Here is an 18,155-nt window from a genome sequence, read left to right on the forward strand (position 1 = left end):
TAAAGGTAGCTGTGTAATCAGATTGGAACGTTATATCATTTTATACAAATGTTACAGAATTATCAGATTTCTGCGGTTTCATAATATTATTATGTAATGTTGTAATAATTGAACTAAGAACCTTTATTTAAAAGAATTAAAAATCAATTTTATTATGCGTAAAATTTTATTACTTGCAGTTATTTTTATAGTGGCAAACGCCTGTGTATCAGCACAATATGTTACGTTTGGACGTGCGTTCAGTTTTGGTCACGCATATATAACCGACAAAAATTCACAACAACAGTTTTTATTTAGCCTCACCGGTGGTTTGTCTATAACGTATGCAGATAATGAACATTATGGATATGCTGCAGATATAGTTTATTCTACTGAGGGTGGTAAGTCAAAATATAATATTGGCGGGGCTGATTTTAATTCAAAAACGAAATTATCGTATCTCCGCTTACCATTGAAATACATTATTTTTTTAGGTGAATATGGCGACCCTATTCGACCTAAGATTATGTTCGGTCCATCTTTCGCTTTCCTAGTGCTGGCTGATACGGACAAGGAAAATACGATCGACAATTTTAATCGGTTCGATATGGGTTTGCATATTGGTTTTGGTGCAAATAAAATAATATGCGACCGCATTTGGTTGAATACAGATATTACCTATACACAAGGAATAATTGATATTACAAAAAACACTAATTTGAATAATGAGATTAATTTAAATGGTAATATCAGATTAAATATTAGTTTACTACTTGGTACTAATCGAAAATGAGTGGTTGATTTCCGCAAATTGGGAAAAAAATACACAAAAAAAATAAAATGTTGTGTATTCCATTCCTTAAAAAACCTTTATTTATAACCAATTTCGATTAAGGCACGTTAATCGTATAATTATTTTCAAACCTATTGTTTCACATTTTAAATCTAAGATTATGTTACGTTACGCTGTTATATTTTTTGTTATTGCTCTGGTTGCAGCAGTATTTGGTTTTGGGGGAATTGCCGCAGGTGCAGTTTCTATTGCACGTATTTTATTTTTCATATTTATTGTATTATTTCTGTTGAGTTTAATAGGAGGCTATACTATTTTCAGAAAAAAATCCTAACCATCTCAAAATTTCGTATTTAATTTATTTGAGGTAGTTATCACTATAAATATAAATATGTTACTATGGGCACTTACTAATTGTTTATTAAACTAAACAAAGGGTATTTGCCCATTTTTTTGTTTCAAGGTCTTTACCAAACGCTTTTATAAGGGTTTTAAGTAATGTTAAGGTTTACATTTTCTTAAAATCAGCCCTTTTAAAATTTCAAACTCCTTTACTATATTTGCATTTATAACTATACAGGCATATGATTTTTTTAGCTTAAGCTTTCACTTTTCCGAAGTCGGTTAGCTTTATTTTCCCGGAATTTTTGCTGTCTCCAGTCAGGTGGAAACGCAGACAGTATGTACTCAATTATTTTATTTACTTAAATCACGATTATGTCGGGAATACGTACATTTTTTACATTATTAAAAAAAGCCCTGAAAGGGGAAAACATAGATGCCACACAGGGAAAAGTTGATACAGTAATATTTTTGTTGGCAGTTCCTATGATTGCAGAAATGTTAATGGAAAGCATTTTTGCTTTGGTGGATATCATTTTTGTCAGCCGGATTAGTGTTGAAGCAGTTGCAGTGGTTGGATTAACCGAAAGCACATTAACGATTATTTATTCGCTGGGTTTTGGATTGAGCATGGGCGCAACAGCATTAGTTGCCAGACGTGTTGGGGAAAAAGATTCGGTAGGTGCCGCTGAAGCCGGTATGCAGGCGATTTATCTTGGATTAGGATTAGCTTCAATCATTTCAATAATAGGCATTTTTTATTCAACGGATATTCTTGAATTAATGGGTGCCAGCGCGGGAATGATTGAAACAGGTTCAGGATATATTAAATGGATGTTATGCGGAAATTTTGCGATTTTATTGTTGTTTTTAATAAATGGGATATTTCGCGGTGCAGGTGATGCCGGAATTGCCATGCGCAGTTTAATGTTGGCGAATGCTATTAATATTATACTTGATCCATTATTAATTTTCGGTATTGGATTTTTTCCTGAATTAGGGGTTAAGGGTGCAGCTGTTTCAACTACAATTGGTCGTTCTATTGGCGTTTTATATCAATTGTATTATTTGGTAAACGGCAAATCTTTAATTGTATTAAAAGGAAAAATCTGGAATATAAAAACAAAAATTATTGGACAACTAATTTCGCTTGCTGCCGGAACTGCGGGACAATTTATAATTGCATCAGCCAGTTGGATTTTTTTAATGCGTATTATGTCTGAGTTTGGGGAACATGTTTTAGCAGGATATACAACTGCAATCAGAATTGTTGTATTTACCATTTTACCGGCCTGGGGTATTTCGAATGCTGCTGCAACATTGGTTGGACAAAATCTGGGTGCAAAGCAACCGGACCGTGCTGAGCAATCTGTTTGGCGGACAGGTTTTTTTAATATGTTGTTTATGGGTTTTGTGATGATTTTATTTTTTACAATTCCTGAACAGTTGATCCATTTAATTACACGGGATGAAGCTGTTGTTAAAGAAGGCGTTTTATGTTTACGCATATTGTGTTTGGGTTACATTGCATATGGTTATGAAATGGTTTTGGCAAACGCAATAAACGGAGCCGGTGATACAACAACTCCTACGATTGTAAACTTCTTCGGATTTTGGATATTACAAATTCCTTTAGCTTATTTTTTATCCACTGTTTTAGATTTAAAATCAACGGGCGTATATATGGCAGTTCCAATTTCAGAGGCATGTATGGCAATTGCTTTTGTAATAATTTTTAAGCGTGGAAAATGGAAAACTCAGGTAGTTTAAATCGAAAATATTAAGATTTTTAATTTTTTAGAACCTGACAAATTTACAGAGGGTGGATTTATTCATTTTTACTCATAAATCACACATGTATTGTTGAGCCAGATTTAATTTAAACGTGTAAGCGCGGATAAAAAATTTTGAACCTGTCAGGTTTAAACCTGCGAGGTTTAAACCTAACAGGTTTTAGAGACTCTGTCAAAATTGCAGGCGGGGGAAAACTCAACTTTTACCGGAAATTTGTGTTCAATTGCAATATAAATTTGAATAACACGTCAGCATAAATATCCTGCCCGAAAACTGCAATAATTACTTTATAACTCAACTACAAAAATTTTAATATGCCAACTGCATTAATTACCGGTGCCTCATCAGGTATCGGTCTCGAATTTGCTAAAATACATGCCGCGAAAGGTGGTGATTTGATTCTTGTTGCCCGAAGTGGCGATAAGCTGGAGCAATTAAAAACAGATTTAATTAATTCCCATCCTATTAAAGTGCATATTGTTGTAAAAGATCTGGGTGCTCCAAATGCTGCTCAGGAAGTTTATGATGAAGTGAAAAAACTAAATCTTCAGGTTGATTACCTAATTAATAATGCCGGCTTTGGCGATTTTGGTTTGTTTCTTAATACAAGCTGGGATAAAGAACAACAAATGATGCAGTTAAACATGATTGCATTGTCGCAACTTACTAAGTTGTTTGTGAAGGATATGGCTGCGCGCAAATCAGGGAAAATATTAAATATTGCCAGCACCGCTTCGTTTCAGCCAGGACCAACAATGGCGATTTATTATGCGACCAAGGCTTTTGTTTACTACTTTTCGTCAGCACTTTATAATGAATTGAAGCCTTATGGAATCAGTGTAACGTCGTTTCATCCCGGACCTACCAAAACAGGATTTCAGGATGCGGCCGATATGCATAGTTCGCGGTTATTGAAATTGGTGCCTGTTCCGGAAGCACTGCCTGTGGCAAAAAAAGGGTATGCTGCCATGATGAAAGGTAAAAGAACTGCTACGCCTGGTTTGATAAATAACATTTTCCAAATTTCGTCGAAACTAACGCCATGGGGAATTATTATTCCGGTTACCCGCTATTTGCAGGGCAGTGAACAGGTGAAATAAGCAGGTCAGTATACGAATAATTAAATGCGCCGGAGTGCAGATAATTAACTCTTAGCCGGGATTGAGCGGCTTGGGTTTGCAGTGGCTGGCGAGTTGCTTATTAATGTAATAACCACAACAAAACGCTGTTGACTGCTCTAAATAGCGAAAGCCCGTGGTGGATGTCATAGCCGGAAAAATTGTGCTGCTCCAAAAAATCACAATAACTGTAACCCTTTGGCATTCAATACCGAAGTTTTAGCTGTTTTAGCTACTGTTCTACTTTATTAATAGAATATTGGGCTTACTTTGTGCCAATTCTTTACTTTTTGCTACAATTCCTCGGCTTCAATCCTTAACTTTGCACCGCTTTTAAAGCTGATTTTAACAATATGAACCCGGTTCAGGACAATATACACCCTATTTTTCACCGTCTTCTGCAGCGAAGCGACAAGGAAACTATGCTGAAACAGCGCTCGAAAGTGATATGGCTTACGGGTTTAAGCGGTTCAGGTAAAAGCACTATTGCTGAAGCGGTTGAGAAAATTTTGCATGAAAAAGGTTACCTCACCATGCTGCTTGATGGTGACAATATCCGGACAGGAATCAACAACAACCTCACTTTCAGCGATGCCGACCGTATTGAAAACATCCGTCGAATTGCAGAAGTAAGCAAATTGTTCCTTAATTGCGGCATCATCACGCTGAATAGTTTTGTGAGCCCAACCAACGAAATTCGCGCCATGGCAAAAAATATTATTGGCGAGGCTGATTTTGTTGAAGTTTATGTGAACGCACCGCTTGAAGTTTGTGAAGCCAGAGACGTGAAAGGCCTGTATGCAAAGGCAAGAGCCGGTTTAATACCTGATTTTACCGGAATTACTTCACCATTTGAAGCACCTGAACATCCTGCTTTGGAAATTAGAACCGATCAGATGGAAATTACGGAGAGCGTGCAACGTTTAATCGATTTTATCATACCTATCATACAACATTCATAAATATTTGTCATGAGTTATAGTTTAACACATTTAAGAGAACTTGAAGCTGAGAGTATCTACGTGATGCGTGAAGTAGCTGCGCAGTTCCAAAAACCTGCACTGCTTTTTTCAGGTGGAAAAGACTCTATCGTTATGGTTTATCTCGCAAGAAAAGCCTTTTGGCCTGCGAAATTCCCTTTTCCTTTAGTTCATATTGACACCGGACATAATTTTGAAGAAACCATGGTTTACCGCGACTGGCTGGTAAAAGAAATGGGTGCTAATTTAATTGTGGGTAGTGTTGAGGAATCTATTTCGAAAGGAACTGCTGTTGAAGAAAAAGGTTTAAATGCGAGTCGTAATGCATTGCAAACTGTTACCTTACTTGAAACACTCGAAAAAGAAAAATTCGATGCTGCTATGGGTGGTGCACGACGCGATGAAGAAAAAGCACGCGCTAAAGAACGTTTCTTTTCACACCGCGATGAGTTTGGTCAATGGGATCCTAAAAATCAGCGTCCTGAATTATGGAATTTATTCAACGGTAAAAAACATATCGGCGAACATTTCCGTGTATTCCCAATTTCGAACTGGACTGAGATGGATGTTTGGCAATATATTTATCAGGAAAATATTCCACTTCCAAAATTATATTTCTCACATCAGCGTGAAGTAATTGTGCGCGATGGTGCATTAATTTCTACTCACCCTGAATGGGTTAAAGTTCGTCCAAATGAAACACCTACAACAATGACGGTACGTTTCAGAACATGTGGCGATTTACCTATTACCGGTGCTGTTGAAAGTGATGCTGATACTGTAGAAAAAATTATTTACGAAGTTGCAACAACACGTGTTACAGAACGTGGTAGCCGCGCAGATGATAAACGCAGTGAAACATCGATGGAAGACAGAAAAAAAGCAGGTTATTTCTAAATACAATTTTGAAATTATCAGCTTAAATAAACAATTTATTAAATCACTTATCCAATTATAAATGGAACATTTAGTTCAAGACGGAAAATTTGACCACCATGGTTATTTAAACATGGAATTGTTGCGCTTTACCACTGCAGGTAGTGTGGATGATGGTAAATCAACTTTAATTGGTCGTTTATTATACGATTCAAAATCTATTTTTCAAGATCAGCTTGAGGCTATCGAAAAATCGAGTAAATCGCGTGGTGAAGATTATGTGAATCTTGCATTATTAACCGATGGTTTACGCAGCGAACGCGAACAAGGTATTACTATTGATGTGGCTTACCGCTATTTCAGTACGCCTAAACGTAAATTCATTATTGCTGATACGCCCGGCCATATTCAATATACCCGTAACATGGTTACCGGTGCTTCTACTGCAAACCTTGCAATCATACTAGTAGATGCTCGTCACGGTGTTGTTGAACAAACTTATCGTCACTCATTCATTGCTTCATTATTACAAATTCCGCATATCGTTATTTGTATTAATAAAATGGACCTTGTTGATTACAGCAAAGAAAAATATGATGAAGTTGTTGAACAGTTCCGTCATTTCGCATCTAAGTTAGATGTGCAGGATGTTCGTTTTATTCCAATCAGTGCATTGCTTGGCGATAACGTTGTTGATCGCAGCACAAAAATGCCTTGGTATGAAGGACCAACATTAATGTATACACTTGAAACTGTACACATTGGTTCTGACCATAACTTAATTGATACACGTTTCCCTGTTCAGCATGTAATTCGCCCGATGAGCAATGAATATCACGACTACCGCGGTTATGCTGGTCGCGTTGCAGGTGGTGTTTTAAAACCGGGTGATGAGGTAATGCATTTACCAAGTGGTATTACTACCAAAATTGCTGCCATTAAAACAATTGATGGCGATTTAGCTGAGGCCTACCCTCCGCAATCGGTTACCATTACTTTGGAAGATGATGTGGACATTAGCCGTGGCGATATGATTGTGCGTGAAAACAATGTTCCGAAAATCGGCCAGGATATTGATATTATGGTTTGTTGGATGGATGATAAAAACCCATTGCGTTTGAATGGTAAATACAGCATTCGCCATACTACCCGTGATGCCCGTTGCGTAATTAAAGAAATACTTTATAAAGTAGATGTTAATACATTACATCGTATACAAGACGTGGATTCGTTAACTTTAAATGAAATTGGCCGCGTTAAAATAAGAACTACGGTTCCGCTGTTTTACGATGAATACCGCCGTAACCGTAACACAGGATCACTCATCATTATTGATGAAGGATCAAACACCACTGTAGGTGCAGCAATGATAATTGAATAACATTTTGACCAAATCAATATGTAACCCGGTAGTGAGGAGCTGCCGGGTTTTTTTGTGTCCAAAATTTCATAATTCTGTCATATTGTAAGGTTGAAGTTGCAAAATGGTAATGATCGTTTTATGTTTGAATAGCGACTAAAAACTCTGAATTAAATAATCTTGTTTAACAGAGTAAATTATTCTGTTGTAAAAAGGTTTATGGAAAATACGAATACGCATTTTACTATTGCAGCAAAAGATGATTTAATTGCGGATATAGATATTTGGGATGCTCCGGTTCCTGGTTTGTATGAACCGGCACATTCACATGCATATTATGAAATTTTGGTTTTTAATACCGGTGGTGGTACACATCGGATTGGAAATAATATTTATGATGTTGCCGACTTTGATATACATTTTGTACCGGCAAATACTATTCACGAATTAAAACGGGTGGAGCATACCGATGGCTATGAAATAATTTTTTCTGAAATGTTTTTGGATAAAATTCAAGCGTTTGACCCGAAAACGAATTATTTTCAATTTGCAAATACCGAACAGGTGATTCACCTTAACGCAGCTGATTTTGAGCTGTTTCGCGGATATTTTAATAAGCTAACTGCTTATAAATTACAATCATCCTTGTTCAACTCAGTTGTAGCTTTATTTGTATTACAATTAATACAGTATACAACAAATTCGAAATTAGCTGTAACTGAAATTGATTTGGAACGCAATATTCGTTTGTTAATTAATGAGTATTATAAAAACAAACCACCACTTGAGTTTTATGCCGATAAATTAAATATGAGTGTGAATACGCTACAAAGAAAATCGAAACTCTTGTTTGGCAAAAGCATTACTGAAATACAAAAAGAAAAAATTTTACAAAGTATTAAATATTTGTTAGCCAATACAGGCACGCCTATAAAAGAAATTGTATTCGAATATAACTTTTATGATGAATCGCATTTTAATCGTTATTTCAAAAAACAAACCAGTATTACTCCCTCACAATTTAAATCTACAATATTGAGCTAAGTTTACAATCTATTGCCATCTATTTCCTATTTTGAATAAATAAATGATTGCACTTTTGTTCAAAATTAGATGACATGAAAAAAATACTTTTACTTTTATTAATGAATTATGGCGTCAGTGCTTTTGCAATTCATTTTACAGAGCATATTTTATTTACTGCAAAACTTGGAGGCGCAGAAATGGTTCCACCTGTTGTTGGACAAGCTTCAGGAGTTAGTGCGTTTACATTAAATCCAACCAGGGACAGTATTGCAGTGAATGCATGTTTTAATCAATTGAGTAGTGCCATTACCCAGGTAGCCATATATCGCGGTGAAGCCGGAACAAATGGTGAAATGGTGCTTGATTTGAGTGCATACGTTGGAAATAATGTATTAAATACATTTTTAACTCCTGATTTTTTATCAGATAATTTAGCTTACTTTTTTGATGAGTCTTTGTATATACAAGTTGCTACCGATTTGCATCCGGACGGCGAATTACGCGGACAAATTTTATTGGAAGCCGATCAACATTATGTAACAGATTTATCGAGCGAAAATATAGTGCCGGAATTATTTACAACTGCCTATGGATTAGGCTCATTTTGGTTGTCATCGACAAATAAACAATTTAATTTCACCATTATTTGTCAGGAGTTAACCGGATTAATTACCAGTGCAACTATTCATAGCGGTGCTTCGGGAGTAAATGGAGATGTGATTTTGGATTTATCGGCATTTATTAATGGCAATGTAATAAAAGGGGAAATTACACCTTCAGCCGAATTATTAAATGAATTAAAAACCGCTGATGTTTATTTGAGTATTCAAACTGCCGATAATCCTTCAGGAGAATTGCGCGCTCAACTCACCAGACAAATCGGATTGAGTTTTGATGCTTTTGCAGATGGGATTCAAATGGTGCCTGATGTCATTACTACGGGACTGGGCATTTGTGTTATAAGGCTAAACTCGGGATTAGATTCGCTTTTTTATGACGTGGTGGTGGATGCTATTAACTCAAATATTGATTATGCGCATTTGCATATAGGTGATTATGGACTAACCTATGGTGCTTTGCAGGTGGACTTTTCTCCATCGATAAGCGGTCACCGAATTCACGGATTTAAAACCGGTGCAGGACTTTCTGTGGCAACTATTAATAAATTGCTGGTTAGTAATTTAACCCTGATTGTGCACACTGTAGATTATCCCGGAGGAGAAATTCGCGGACAGGTTGTTCGTTTTGCCCGCAAAGGATATACATTTAATTTAGAAGGTGAACAGGTTGTGCCACCTGTAATAACAAGCGCTTATGGCTCAGGTATATTGTCGGTAGACAGAGATGAGCAAAATGCACATTTGATGTTAGCAGGTGGAAATTTAGATCAAATGGCAACACAAGTATTTATTAATTATGAGGTTGCGGGACAAAATGGTCCAATGATTTTTGATTTAAGTGCTGCAATGCAAATAAATGCAACAGATGTAACTGTTGATACATATTGGGATAATGATTTTACCCCGGCGTTTGATGAAAATATTTCAGGAAGTTTAAATAACGACAGCGTTTATATTGATGTGCGTAACGAATCATTTACCGTGGGGAAATTCGTGGTCAAATTCAAGCCGGATTTCGTTTATATACGCCAACTACTGCAATTCAGCAATTTGGTGGTTCAAATAACACATTTGTTGTGGCTCCAAATCCGGTGATTGACCAAGTTTCAATCCAATGTCCGGCTCAAATGGAACAAGCAATGGAACTTAAGATTACCAATATTGCAGGTGCAATGGTGTTCAGTCAAATAATTCCTGCAAATCAATCGGGACAATACTTTGTATTGGATGCGTACAATTTTATTTCTGGAATTTATATAATAAAAATATCTGATAGCAATACCTTATATACTGCTAAGTTTATAAAACAATAAGCCAAGTGGGAGGGTTATTCTGATGATAAATATTGAGATTAGTTGTATTATATAAATTTAGCCCGGCACTATTACCGGGTTTTTTTTTGCCAGGATTTCTCAGATTTTTGTCATTTTCTAAAAAATTAGTTGTATAACTAAAAAGTTAGTTATATGTTTGTGGCATGAAGGAACTTACCAAAGCCGAAGAGCAGGTAATGCAAATATTATGGGCATTAAAAAAAGCTTTTGTTAAAGATGTACTGGAACAATTACCGGAACCTAAGCCGGCTTATACCACAGTTTCTACAATCATTCGTATTCTGGAGCAAAAAGAATTTGTTGGATATAAAGCTTATGGTAAAACGCATGAGTATTTCCCATTAGTGTCAAAAGATGCTTATAAAAAATTTATAACTAAAGGTTTGTTGAGAGATTACTTTAGTGGTAGTCTGAAAAATCTGGTTTCCCATTTTGCTGAAAAGGAGAAAATTGATATTCAGGAGTTGGACGAGATTATGAAAATAATTGCTCAAACTAAAAAGAAAAAATAACCATATGCTGTACCTGATAAAACTAAATTTGTTGCTTGCTGCGGGATATTTATTTTACCGTATCATTTTCCAAAGTGGAACTACATTAAATGCCAGAAGGTATTTTCTTTTGTTTGTGGTATTATTTGCTGCAACAATTCCATGTATTCAAAATTGGAATATTAATGCTGTTCAGTCGGATATTCCTGTTTTACAAAGTATACAGGTTGGAGCAGATAACCTACAAAATTCTGTTGTTCAACAAACAAACTCAACAAAACCGATTGCGCTGATTTACCTGATAATTGCAGGCGTAATGTTTGTGATTTCCATATTAAAAATTGCCAAACTTGTGCGTTTATTGCGTATATCAGGAAAAGAAAAAACCGGAAATTATTATTTGATTTGTAATGAACAAATACCTGCACCGGCTTCTTTTTTTAACTACATATTTATGCCGGCTAATCTGGATGTAAAATCAAATGCACTTATTTTAATTCACGAAAAAATTCACGCTGCGCAGTGGCATTCAATTGATGTATTAATAACCGAGGTTGTTAAATGTGTTTGCTGGTTTAACCCGTTTGTTTATTTACTACAACGCGATTTACGATTTGTGCACGAATGTATAGCCGACCACGAAGCGGGTAAAGCGCACCAAACTATTTATCAGGAGCTTTTGCTGCGATTCCATTTATCTACTTCAATAAATATTTTAACAAATCATTTTAATCAAACATCTAATTTAAAAAGGAGGATCACAATGTTTAATTCATCATTTTCAACAAAAAAGAGTTTTTTAAAACTGGCATTGGTGTTGCCATTTTTTATTGTAGCCGGTATTTTACAAACCGGAGCACAAAATCAAATTGTTTCATCTGTAGTTGTTACGGAGTCGGAAGTGCAACCGGAGTTTCCGGGTGGTATGGATGCTTTAATTAAATATTTAAGTGAAAATATTAAATATCCGGAAGCAGCAAAATCGGATAATATACAGGGAACTACTTATATAGAATTTACAGTAAGTAAAAGCGGCAAGATTAAAAATGTAACGGTAAAAAAAGGCAGTAATGATTTACTGGATGCAGAAGCAGTGCGCGTGGTAAAATCGATGCCAGACTGGACACCGGGTACTAAAGAAGGTAAAAAAGCTGAATTTGTGCAAGTATTACCAATTCGTTTTGCATTAAACTAAATAAGTATATAAAAAAGAAAAACCCCGGCAAGAAACCGGGGTTTTATTTTGCTTGATTAATCCTTAAAGAATTTCCCTATATAAATGGTATTATCCTGTTTGATATTTATCAGATAATTTCCAGAAGGCAAATTTCCTACATTTATTTGTAAAGTGGAACCATTTTGAATAATATTTTTTCCACCAATATTTACATCTTGTCCTAAAACATTTAAAATGCTGATTTGAGCACTTTCAGAACCGGTGTAATTGATTGTAATATAATCGGTTGCGGGATTTGGGTAAACATTAATTTGATTTAAAACAATATTATTTACCCCATTACTTAATTCAAAACTCATACAGGTTGAATCGCTGCCAACATCGTTTGTAGCGGTTAAACATACCTGATATAAATCGAAGGATGCATAAACGTGTGTTGGGTTTTGAATTCCGGAAACCGAACCATCACCAAATTCCCATAACCAATCGGTTGGTGCATTTGTTGAATTATCAATAAAGTTTACTGATAATGTATTTGTTGTATTTATTTCAAATAACGCTTCAGGTGCAGCGGCGCCATTTGCAATTACAATATCTTCACAACCTTCATCAACACCTCCGGGATTTGAAACGGTTAAACAAACTGTATATGTTCCGTTTTCAGCAAATGTATGTGATGGATTTTCCAATGGACTAAAATCGCCATCACCAAAATCCCAGAACCATGAATTTGGTGAATTTGTACTTAAGTCGGTGAAATTAACTGTTGGGTCACCACTATAATCAAATAATGCAGTCGGCGCTAAATAACCATCAATAATTACAACTTTACAATTTGTTCCTGAACCTGTTGGGTTGGTTGCAGTTAAACAAACATCGTAACTTCCGTTAGCCGGAAAAACGTGTACCGGATTTTGTAATGTAGATGTTCCACCATCATCAAAGTCCCAACTCCACGATGTTGGTGCATTTGTACTCAAATCGGTAAACGTTACAGTCGGATCACCGGTATATGAAAAATCAACAACAGGAACTACATATGAATCGATTGTTACGTCCTGACAAGTTGTATTGGAACCGATGGCATTTGTTGATGTTAAACAAACATTATACACGCCATTTGCAATGTAATTATGAACAGGATTTTGTAATGTAGATGTAAACCCATCATCAAAATTCCAGCTCCATGAAGTTGGTCCGCCGGTACTTAAATCGGTAAATGTTACAGTTGGATCTCCTGAGTAAACAAAATATGCAGTAGGTGCTAAATAGCTATCAATAATTATATTTTCGCAATGTGTATCTGAACCTGCAATATTGGAAACTGTTAAACAAACATTATATGTTCCGTTTGCTAAATAATTATGTACCGGATCAGTTTCTGTTGATGTAAATCCATCACCAAAATTCCATAAATAAGTATCAGGACTTCCGGTACTTAAATCAATAAACGCAACTTCCGGATCGCCGATAGAAGTAAAATCCGCAACCGGTTCATTTACTGCAACAATTGTTTCACAAACTGTTGCTTCGCCATATACATTATATCCGGTTAAACACACTTCATATTCTCCCGCTGCATAAGTATGTGATGGATTCATTAATGTTGATGTTCCACCATCTCCAAATTCCCAATAATAACTTTCTGCATCAACCGATAAATTAGTAAATGCAACAGAATAAGAAGCGCCTATCGGTGTAATTACATAAGTAAAATCAACTGTAGGATTATATGGCTCGAATCGTGCTGCTGTCCACGGTGCATATATAATATTACTGGTAATAATATCATCGGCAGGTGTATCTAAAGCGGTACCGGGTTCACTGTCTTCCTGCCAAATTACATGTATAATTCCATCAACAACTCTTGGGTAAGCGCTTGGATATGCATTTTCTTTATCGAGTGGCGTAGTATAAGTTAAATTTACCGGATCACTCCATGTTGTTCCATCATCAGTTGAATACATTCCAAAAATATCATAACGTGTTTGATTGCCCGGAGTGGTTTGATATTCAACCGGCGACATATACATTAAAAATACTTCATCTGTTACAGGGTCCCATGCTGCTGTTGGAAATGAAGTAACACCTTCTGAACCATAAGCAGAAAAATCTGTACCAATTCCGCCATAAGGATTATTCATACCATCAGCATTATTCCAATCAATAAATGCATCTAACATAATTGCTGATGCCATACCTGTAGTCCAATACCAAATACCATCTGTTTTAGGAACATAATAATATCCTGCAGCAGTTGTTGGATCATAAATGCGCATTCTTCCACTGAACACATGAATGCTTCCATCGTCTTCAATTAACATTTCCAATTTACCATCACTTGAGGCAATAGTATCTTTATCACCATCACCATCAAAATCGGAAGTTTCTCCGGCTTCACCATTAAAATTATCTATCGGAAAATTTAATAATACTTGAGTTGTCCATGTTCCTGCAGCACCTTTTGAAGCGGAATGCATTAAAATCATATCACAAAAATTCGCGCCGTATAATACATACACATCATCACCTTTAGCAACTACCTGATAACATGCTGCTGCAATAAAATCGATGCCATAGGCTTCTTCTGCAAATGGCAAAGCATATTCAGCAATTGCCCAGGTTTCACCACCATCATCGGAGCGATTAAACATGAGTGATTCCTGTGTCGTTTTTTTGGCTGCGATTACATAAATATCATCAGTACCTGCAGGGCAAAAAGAAACCGGATAATAACCGTCAATATCTTGTGAACCTGCAGTTTGTGTCCAGTCGGTAGCACCAACAGCACTGTTTTTATGAACCATTACAGTAGATGTTTCATCTGTTACAATTACTTCGTGGTCCATTACGCGCAATAAATCGCCGTCGTACGATTTTTTGTCTTCGGCGCGACTACTTGGGAATGCGCCCCAGGTGCTGCCATTAAAATAATTGGTGAACATTCCGCGGTCGTTGTATGCTGCTGCAAATCCATCGGAACCTAACCATCCGGCAGTTACTTTACCATCGGTATAAGCTACAACGCGATTGTGATTACCGCTGTAAGTTTGAAAATCGTAAGTTGTTGTACCGATAACTGTCGGTTGGGCGCGTGTGAGGAGGGGGATTGAAAGAACAAAAACAATAGTTAAAAGTTTTTTCATATCCATATGTTTAGTGTGTAAATTACATTGCCTTATAATATTACATCTAATTCTAATGGATAAGGGTAGTTAACCCAAAAAGTTTATTTTTTACTCAGGTCACAAATTTCGCATTCAAAAAAAAAGCGGGCAATTTGCCCGCTTTTAAAATATTGTTAATTTATTAATCAGAGTTTCACAAATTTCCCGATAAAATGGGTTCCTTCATTTATCAGTGAAATAGTATAAGCACCTGCTGCTAATTGTTGTGTATTTATTGTAATTGTTCCATTTGTATACGTAACAATTGAAGCGGTATTTATTTCCTGACCTAAAGCATTAACCAGCGTTAAAGTAGAAATATCAGCAGTTGCCATATTTCCGGTTATGATCGTATAATCTGCTGCCGGGTTTGGATATAATGTGAGGTATTGCACACCTTGGTCTAAAATACCGGTAGTTAAATCTACAACCTGACAATAGGTATTAAATCCGAAGTCGTTAGTGGTTGTTAAACACACATTATAAATATCTTCCACTGCATACGTATGCACAGGATTTTGTAAACCTGAAATTGCGCCGTCACCAAAATCCCAATACCAATCGGCCGGGGCGTTGGTAGATAAATCGGTAAATATTGCTGTAAGGCCGATAAGTTCAAAAGAGAAATCCGTAGAAGGTGCTGAGCCGTTTGCAGCAACAGTTACATCCTGGCAATAGGTATCAGAACCACCTGCACCCGTAACTGATAAACATACATTATAAACGCCATTTAAAGCATAGGTATGAATCGGATTTGTTTCGGTGCTAACACCACCATCGTCAAAACTCCATAACCAAGTTGCCGGGTCGTTCGTAGATAAATCGGTAAATGAAACTACCGGGTCACCACTGAACGAGAAGTTGGCCACCGGAGCCGGGTATGATGAAATAATAATGTTTTTGCATTCAGAATCCTCACCTGCAGCGTTTCCTGATACTAAACAAACAGTGTAAGTTCCGTTTTCAGCATATAAATGAACCGGGTTTTGAAGGGTAGATGTACCACCGTCTCCAAACGTCCAGTTCCAATATGTAGGAATATTTGTACTTAAATCGGTAAAGCTTACTGACGGTTCACCGCTGTATGTAAAGTCAGTAACAGGCGTAACCGGGTATCCTACAATATTAATTGTATTACAATCGGTGCTGGAGCCTATTGCATTTGTTGCTGTTAAGCAAACAAAATAAGAGCCGTTGGTTGCATAAGTATGAACAGGGTTTTCGAGGGTAGATGTAAATCCGTCACCGAAATTCCAGTTCCAAGAGGTTGGTGTATTTAATGAGTTGTCGTTGAAGCTCACAACCGGGTCGCCGGTATAGGTAAAGTCTGCTACCGGAGCCAGATAGGAATCAATAACAACGTTATGGCAAGCAGTGCTGAAACCAATTACATTGGTAGCAGTTAAGCAGGCATTGAATGTGCCGTTTGTAGCATAAGTGTGAACAGGGTTTTGTAAAGTTGAAGTTCCGCCATCACCAAAATTCCAGGCCCATGAAGTAGGAACGCCTGTAGTGAGGTCAGTAAAGGTGGTTGTAGGATCGCCGGTGAATGAAAAAGCGGCTACCGGAGGAACACCTTCAACAATATTTACATTGTAATCTTCAGTTTCACCAAAATTATATTCTAAACAAGGGTCAATTCCAAATGTTAGATATACCTCACGAACACGCATTTTGGTAGTTCCGGGAACAGCATCAATTGGCACGGTAAAGTTGATAATACCTGTAGTTCCACCGGCTAAACCGGTTTTCTCACCGAGTTTTTCTGTTGCACCAAAAACGCCATCCTGATTATAGTCGATCCATGCGGCAAATCCGTTATCAGTAACATATGTTCCTACTCCCACAGTTAATGAGTTAGTGGTTCCGGTTGTCAGGTTCGTTGACAGTGCATCATAATAATAGTAGTAAGGACTAGGTAAGGCGCCAGTTACATTGTTTATAGCACCTAAAAGTACTTTACTGATAAAATCGCCTTCAGTTGTTCCGGTTACGTAAGTTGGTATACATGTACAAACATCGGGGTCGTTCATGCCAACAAAGGCTGGTAATGAATTTGAGTTATCGCCACTCAATGTGCAGGTAACGGTACATCTGAAATATGTTGGATCCGATTGGGAGGTATTTAAGGTTGGAGCTGTAGCGCCGGGTATCGTTGTCCATGTAACACCATTTGGTGATGATGACCATGAATAGGTTATTCCAAATTCTGCGATTGGTTCAATAGCAACTGTAAATGGGTCAAAAGCACAAACTGAAAGTTCAGAAGCAATTGCAGAGCCAATTATTGGTAAATCAGCACAATCGGTAGCAGGTGAAGTTAAAAACGTTACTTGCGGACGATAATCTGGCCCGCCCGGTTCGGCATCATAATATTCACCACCTGTATAACCACATGGGTCAAGTTCTATATCACTTTGGCGCGTATGTGAGCCGTTAAATCCAAGTGGACCGGTCCAGGTAACACGCGCATTTTTAGTATATGTGCCTAAATCATCGCCTCCGCATATCTCAACTATCACGTTTGAGCTGCCATCCCATAAAAAAGGAACATCCAACACAAATGTATTAATACCTGCAGTTGGTGTATAGTCTACCGGACCCCACACTGTTGTAGCACCGGGTTCCCAGGTTGTTATACCTAACGAACCTACGGGAGAGGCCAATAATTTAATAGTATACTGTTCGGTTACATCTACCGAAGGTGGCAGTGTAACAACATTCCAGCGAATTTCATTGATAAAGCCGGCTGTCATACCCGCAGCCGTTAATTCTGATGCACGATACAAGAATTGCGCGCGCATGGTTTTATAGTAATCCCCAAAAGGTGAGGGGTAAACCATGGAACCGTTGGTACCGTTGTCGGCGCCTATTGTATATTGTGCTGATAATGAGGTAGTTAATGAGGTAATTAGCAGTATTATTACGCTAAAACGTAAAAATAATCTCATGTGTGTGAGTTGATTTTAGTAAAATGAAACAATGAATGAGTGCCAAAAGTAATAATTTTTTAATTGAATGTTAAAAACTTGTGGATTTTTGACAGAATCCATACTGGAATTGGCTTCCAAATAGTTGAATCAAACAAAAAAAGGTCG

Annotated in this window: 14 protein-coding genes; 12 read left to right on the top strand and 2 right to left on the bottom strand. The window is 37.0% G+C overall.

All coding sequences use genetic code 11. From position 1 onward, the window contains the following. Nucleotides 1–154 precede the first annotated feature (154 nt). From IPI65_02280 to IPI65_02335, 12 genes are all read left to right on the top strand, one after another. On the top strand, nucleotides 155–772 hold the full coding sequence (locus IPI65_02280) for an outer membrane beta-barrel protein (GenBank protein ID MBK7440378.1): 618 nt from the start codon (nucleotides 155–157) through the stop codon (nucleotides 770–772). Between the two features lie 160 nt (nucleotides 773–932). Beyond that, on the top strand, nucleotides 933–1,106 hold the full coding sequence (locus tag IPI65_02285) for a DUF1328 domain-containing protein (GenBank protein MBK7440379.1): 174 nt from the start codon (nucleotides 933–935) through the stop codon (nucleotides 1,104–1,106). Between the two features lie 383 nt (nucleotides 1,107–1,489). Beyond that, nucleotides 1,490–2,884 carry an MATE family efflux transporter gene (locus IPI65_02290; GenBank protein MBK7440380.1) on the top strand — a complete coding sequence of 465 codons (1,395 nt, stop codon included), beginning with the start codon at nucleotides 1,490–1,492 and terminating at the stop codon, nucleotides 2,882–2,884. Nucleotides 2,885–3,222: 338 nt separating this feature from the next. Then, nucleotides 3,223–4,008, top strand: a complete 786-nt coding sequence (locus tag IPI65_02295) for an SDR family oxidoreductase (protein MBK7440381.1) — start codon at nucleotides 3,223–3,225, stop codon at nucleotides 4,006–4,008. A 371-nt stretch (nucleotides 4,009–4,379) separates the two neighbouring features. Then, complete coding sequence (gene cysC, locus IPI65_02300) at nucleotides 4,380–4,988, top strand: adenylyl-sulfate kinase (protein ID MBK7440382.1); 609 nt, start codon at nucleotides 4,380–4,382, stop codon at nucleotides 4,986–4,988. 9 nt (nucleotides 4,989–4,997) lie between these two features. Further along, nucleotides 4,998–5,903, top strand: coding sequence for a sulfate adenylyltransferase subunit CysD (gene cysD, locus IPI65_02305; GenBank protein ID MBK7440383.1), 906 nt, complete (start codon nucleotides 4,998–5,000; stop codon nucleotides 5,901–5,903). Nucleotides 5,904–5,964: 61 nt separating this feature from the next. Beyond that, on the top strand, nucleotides 5,965–7,263 hold the full coding sequence (cysN, locus tag IPI65_02310; protein ID MBK7440384.1) for a sulfate adenylyltransferase subunit CysN: 1,299 nt from the start codon (nucleotides 5,965–5,967) through the stop codon (nucleotides 7,261–7,263). 198 nt (nucleotides 7,264–7,461) lie between these two features. After that, nucleotides 7,462–8,286, top strand: coding sequence for a helix-turn-helix transcriptional regulator (locus tag IPI65_02315; protein ID MBK7440385.1), 825 nt, complete (start codon nucleotides 7,462–7,464; stop codon nucleotides 8,284–8,286). 74 nt (nucleotides 8,287–8,360) lie between these two features. Then, entirely contained in the window at nucleotides 8,361–9,983 is a 1,623-nt protein-coding gene (locus IPI65_02320; GenBank protein MBK7440386.1) for a CHRD domain-containing protein, read from the top strand. Beyond that, nucleotides 9,965–10,201, top strand: a complete 237-nt coding sequence (locus IPI65_02325) for a T9SS type A sorting domain-containing protein (GenBank protein ID MBK7440387.1) — start codon at nucleotides 9,965–9,967, stop codon at nucleotides 10,199–10,201. Before IPI65_02320 ends, IPI65_02325 begins: the two co-directional genes overlap by 19 nt. A 164-nt stretch (nucleotides 10,202–10,365) precedes the next feature. After that, nucleotides 10,366–10,734: a BlaI/MecI/CopY family transcriptional regulator gene (locus IPI65_02330; GenBank protein ID MBK7440388.1), complete on the top strand. Its 369-nt coding sequence runs from the start codon at nucleotides 10,366–10,368 to the stop codon at nucleotides 10,732–10,734. Nucleotides 10,735–10,738: 4 nt separating this feature from the next. Next, nucleotides 10,739–11,908, top strand: a complete 1,170-nt coding sequence (locus IPI65_02335) for a TonB family protein (protein MBK7440389.1) — start codon at nucleotides 10,739–10,741, stop codon at nucleotides 11,906–11,908. 56 nt (nucleotides 11,909–11,964) lie between these two features. On the opposite strand, the gene IPI65_02340 is transcribed toward IPI65_02335, so the two are convergent. Together IPI65_02340 and IPI65_02345 are read right to left on the bottom strand one after the other, a co-directional pair. Continuing rightward, entirely contained in the window at nucleotides 11,965–15,036 is a 3,072-nt protein-coding gene (locus tag IPI65_02340; protein MBK7440390.1) for a PKD domain-containing protein, read from the bottom strand. A gap of 167 nt (nucleotides 15,037–15,203) precedes the next feature. Continuing rightward, complete coding sequence (locus IPI65_02345) at nucleotides 15,204–18,008, bottom strand: PKD domain-containing protein (GenBank protein MBK7440391.1); 2,805 nt, start codon at nucleotides 18,006–18,008, stop codon at nucleotides 15,204–15,206. Nucleotides 18,009–18,155: the final 147 nt, after the last annotated feature.

The organism is Bacteroidota bacterium (assembly GCA_016706255.1).
Lineage (GTDB): Bacteria > Bacteroidota > Bacteroidia > Chitinophagales > BACL12 > UBA7236.

Bases quoted from the DNA above. Each gene is read 5' to 3' on its own strand.
- IPI65_02280 (MBK7440378.1), top strand. From the start codon at position 155: ATGCGTAAAATTTTATTACTTGCAGTTATTTTTATAGTGGCAAACGCC.
- IPI65_02285 (MBK7440379.1), top strand. From the start codon at position 933: ATGTTACGTTACGCTGTTATATTTTTTGTTATTGCTCTGGTTGCAGCA.
- IPI65_02290 (MBK7440380.1), top strand. From the start codon at position 1,490: ATGTCGGGAATACGTACATTTTTTACATTATTAAAAAAAGCCCTGAAA.
- IPI65_02295 (MBK7440381.1), top strand. From the start codon at position 3,223: ATGCCAACTGCATTAATTACCGGTGCCTCATCAGGTATCGGTCTCGAA.
- cysC (MBK7440382.1), top strand. From the start codon at position 4,380: ATGAACCCGGTTCAGGACAATATACACCCTATTTTTCACCGTCTTCTG.
- cysD (MBK7440383.1), top strand. From the start codon at position 4,998: ATGAGTTATAGTTTAACACATTTAAGAGAACTTGAAGCTGAGAGTATC.
- cysN (MBK7440384.1), top strand. From the start codon at position 5,965: ATGGAACATTTAGTTCAAGACGGAAAATTTGACCACCATGGTTATTTA.
- IPI65_02315 (MBK7440385.1), top strand. From the start codon at position 7,462: ATGGAAAATACGAATACGCATTTTACTATTGCAGCAAAAGATGATTTA.
- IPI65_02320 (MBK7440386.1), top strand. From the start codon at position 8,361: ATGAAAAAAATACTTTTACTTTTATTAATGAATTATGGCGTCAGTGCT.
- IPI65_02330 (MBK7440388.1), top strand. From the start codon at position 10,366: ATGAAGGAACTTACCAAAGCCGAAGAGCAGGTAATGCAAATATTATGG.
- IPI65_02335 (MBK7440389.1), top strand. From the start codon at position 10,739: ATGCTGTACCTGATAAAACTAAATTTGTTGCTTGCTGCGGGATATTTA.
- IPI65_02340 (MBK7440390.1), bottom strand. From the start codon at position 15,036: ATGAAAAAACTTTTAACTATTGTTTTTGTTCTTTCAATCCCCCTCCTC.
- IPI65_02345 (MBK7440391.1), bottom strand. From the start codon at position 18,008: ATGAGATTATTTTTACGTTTTAGCGTAATAATACTGCTAATTACCTCA.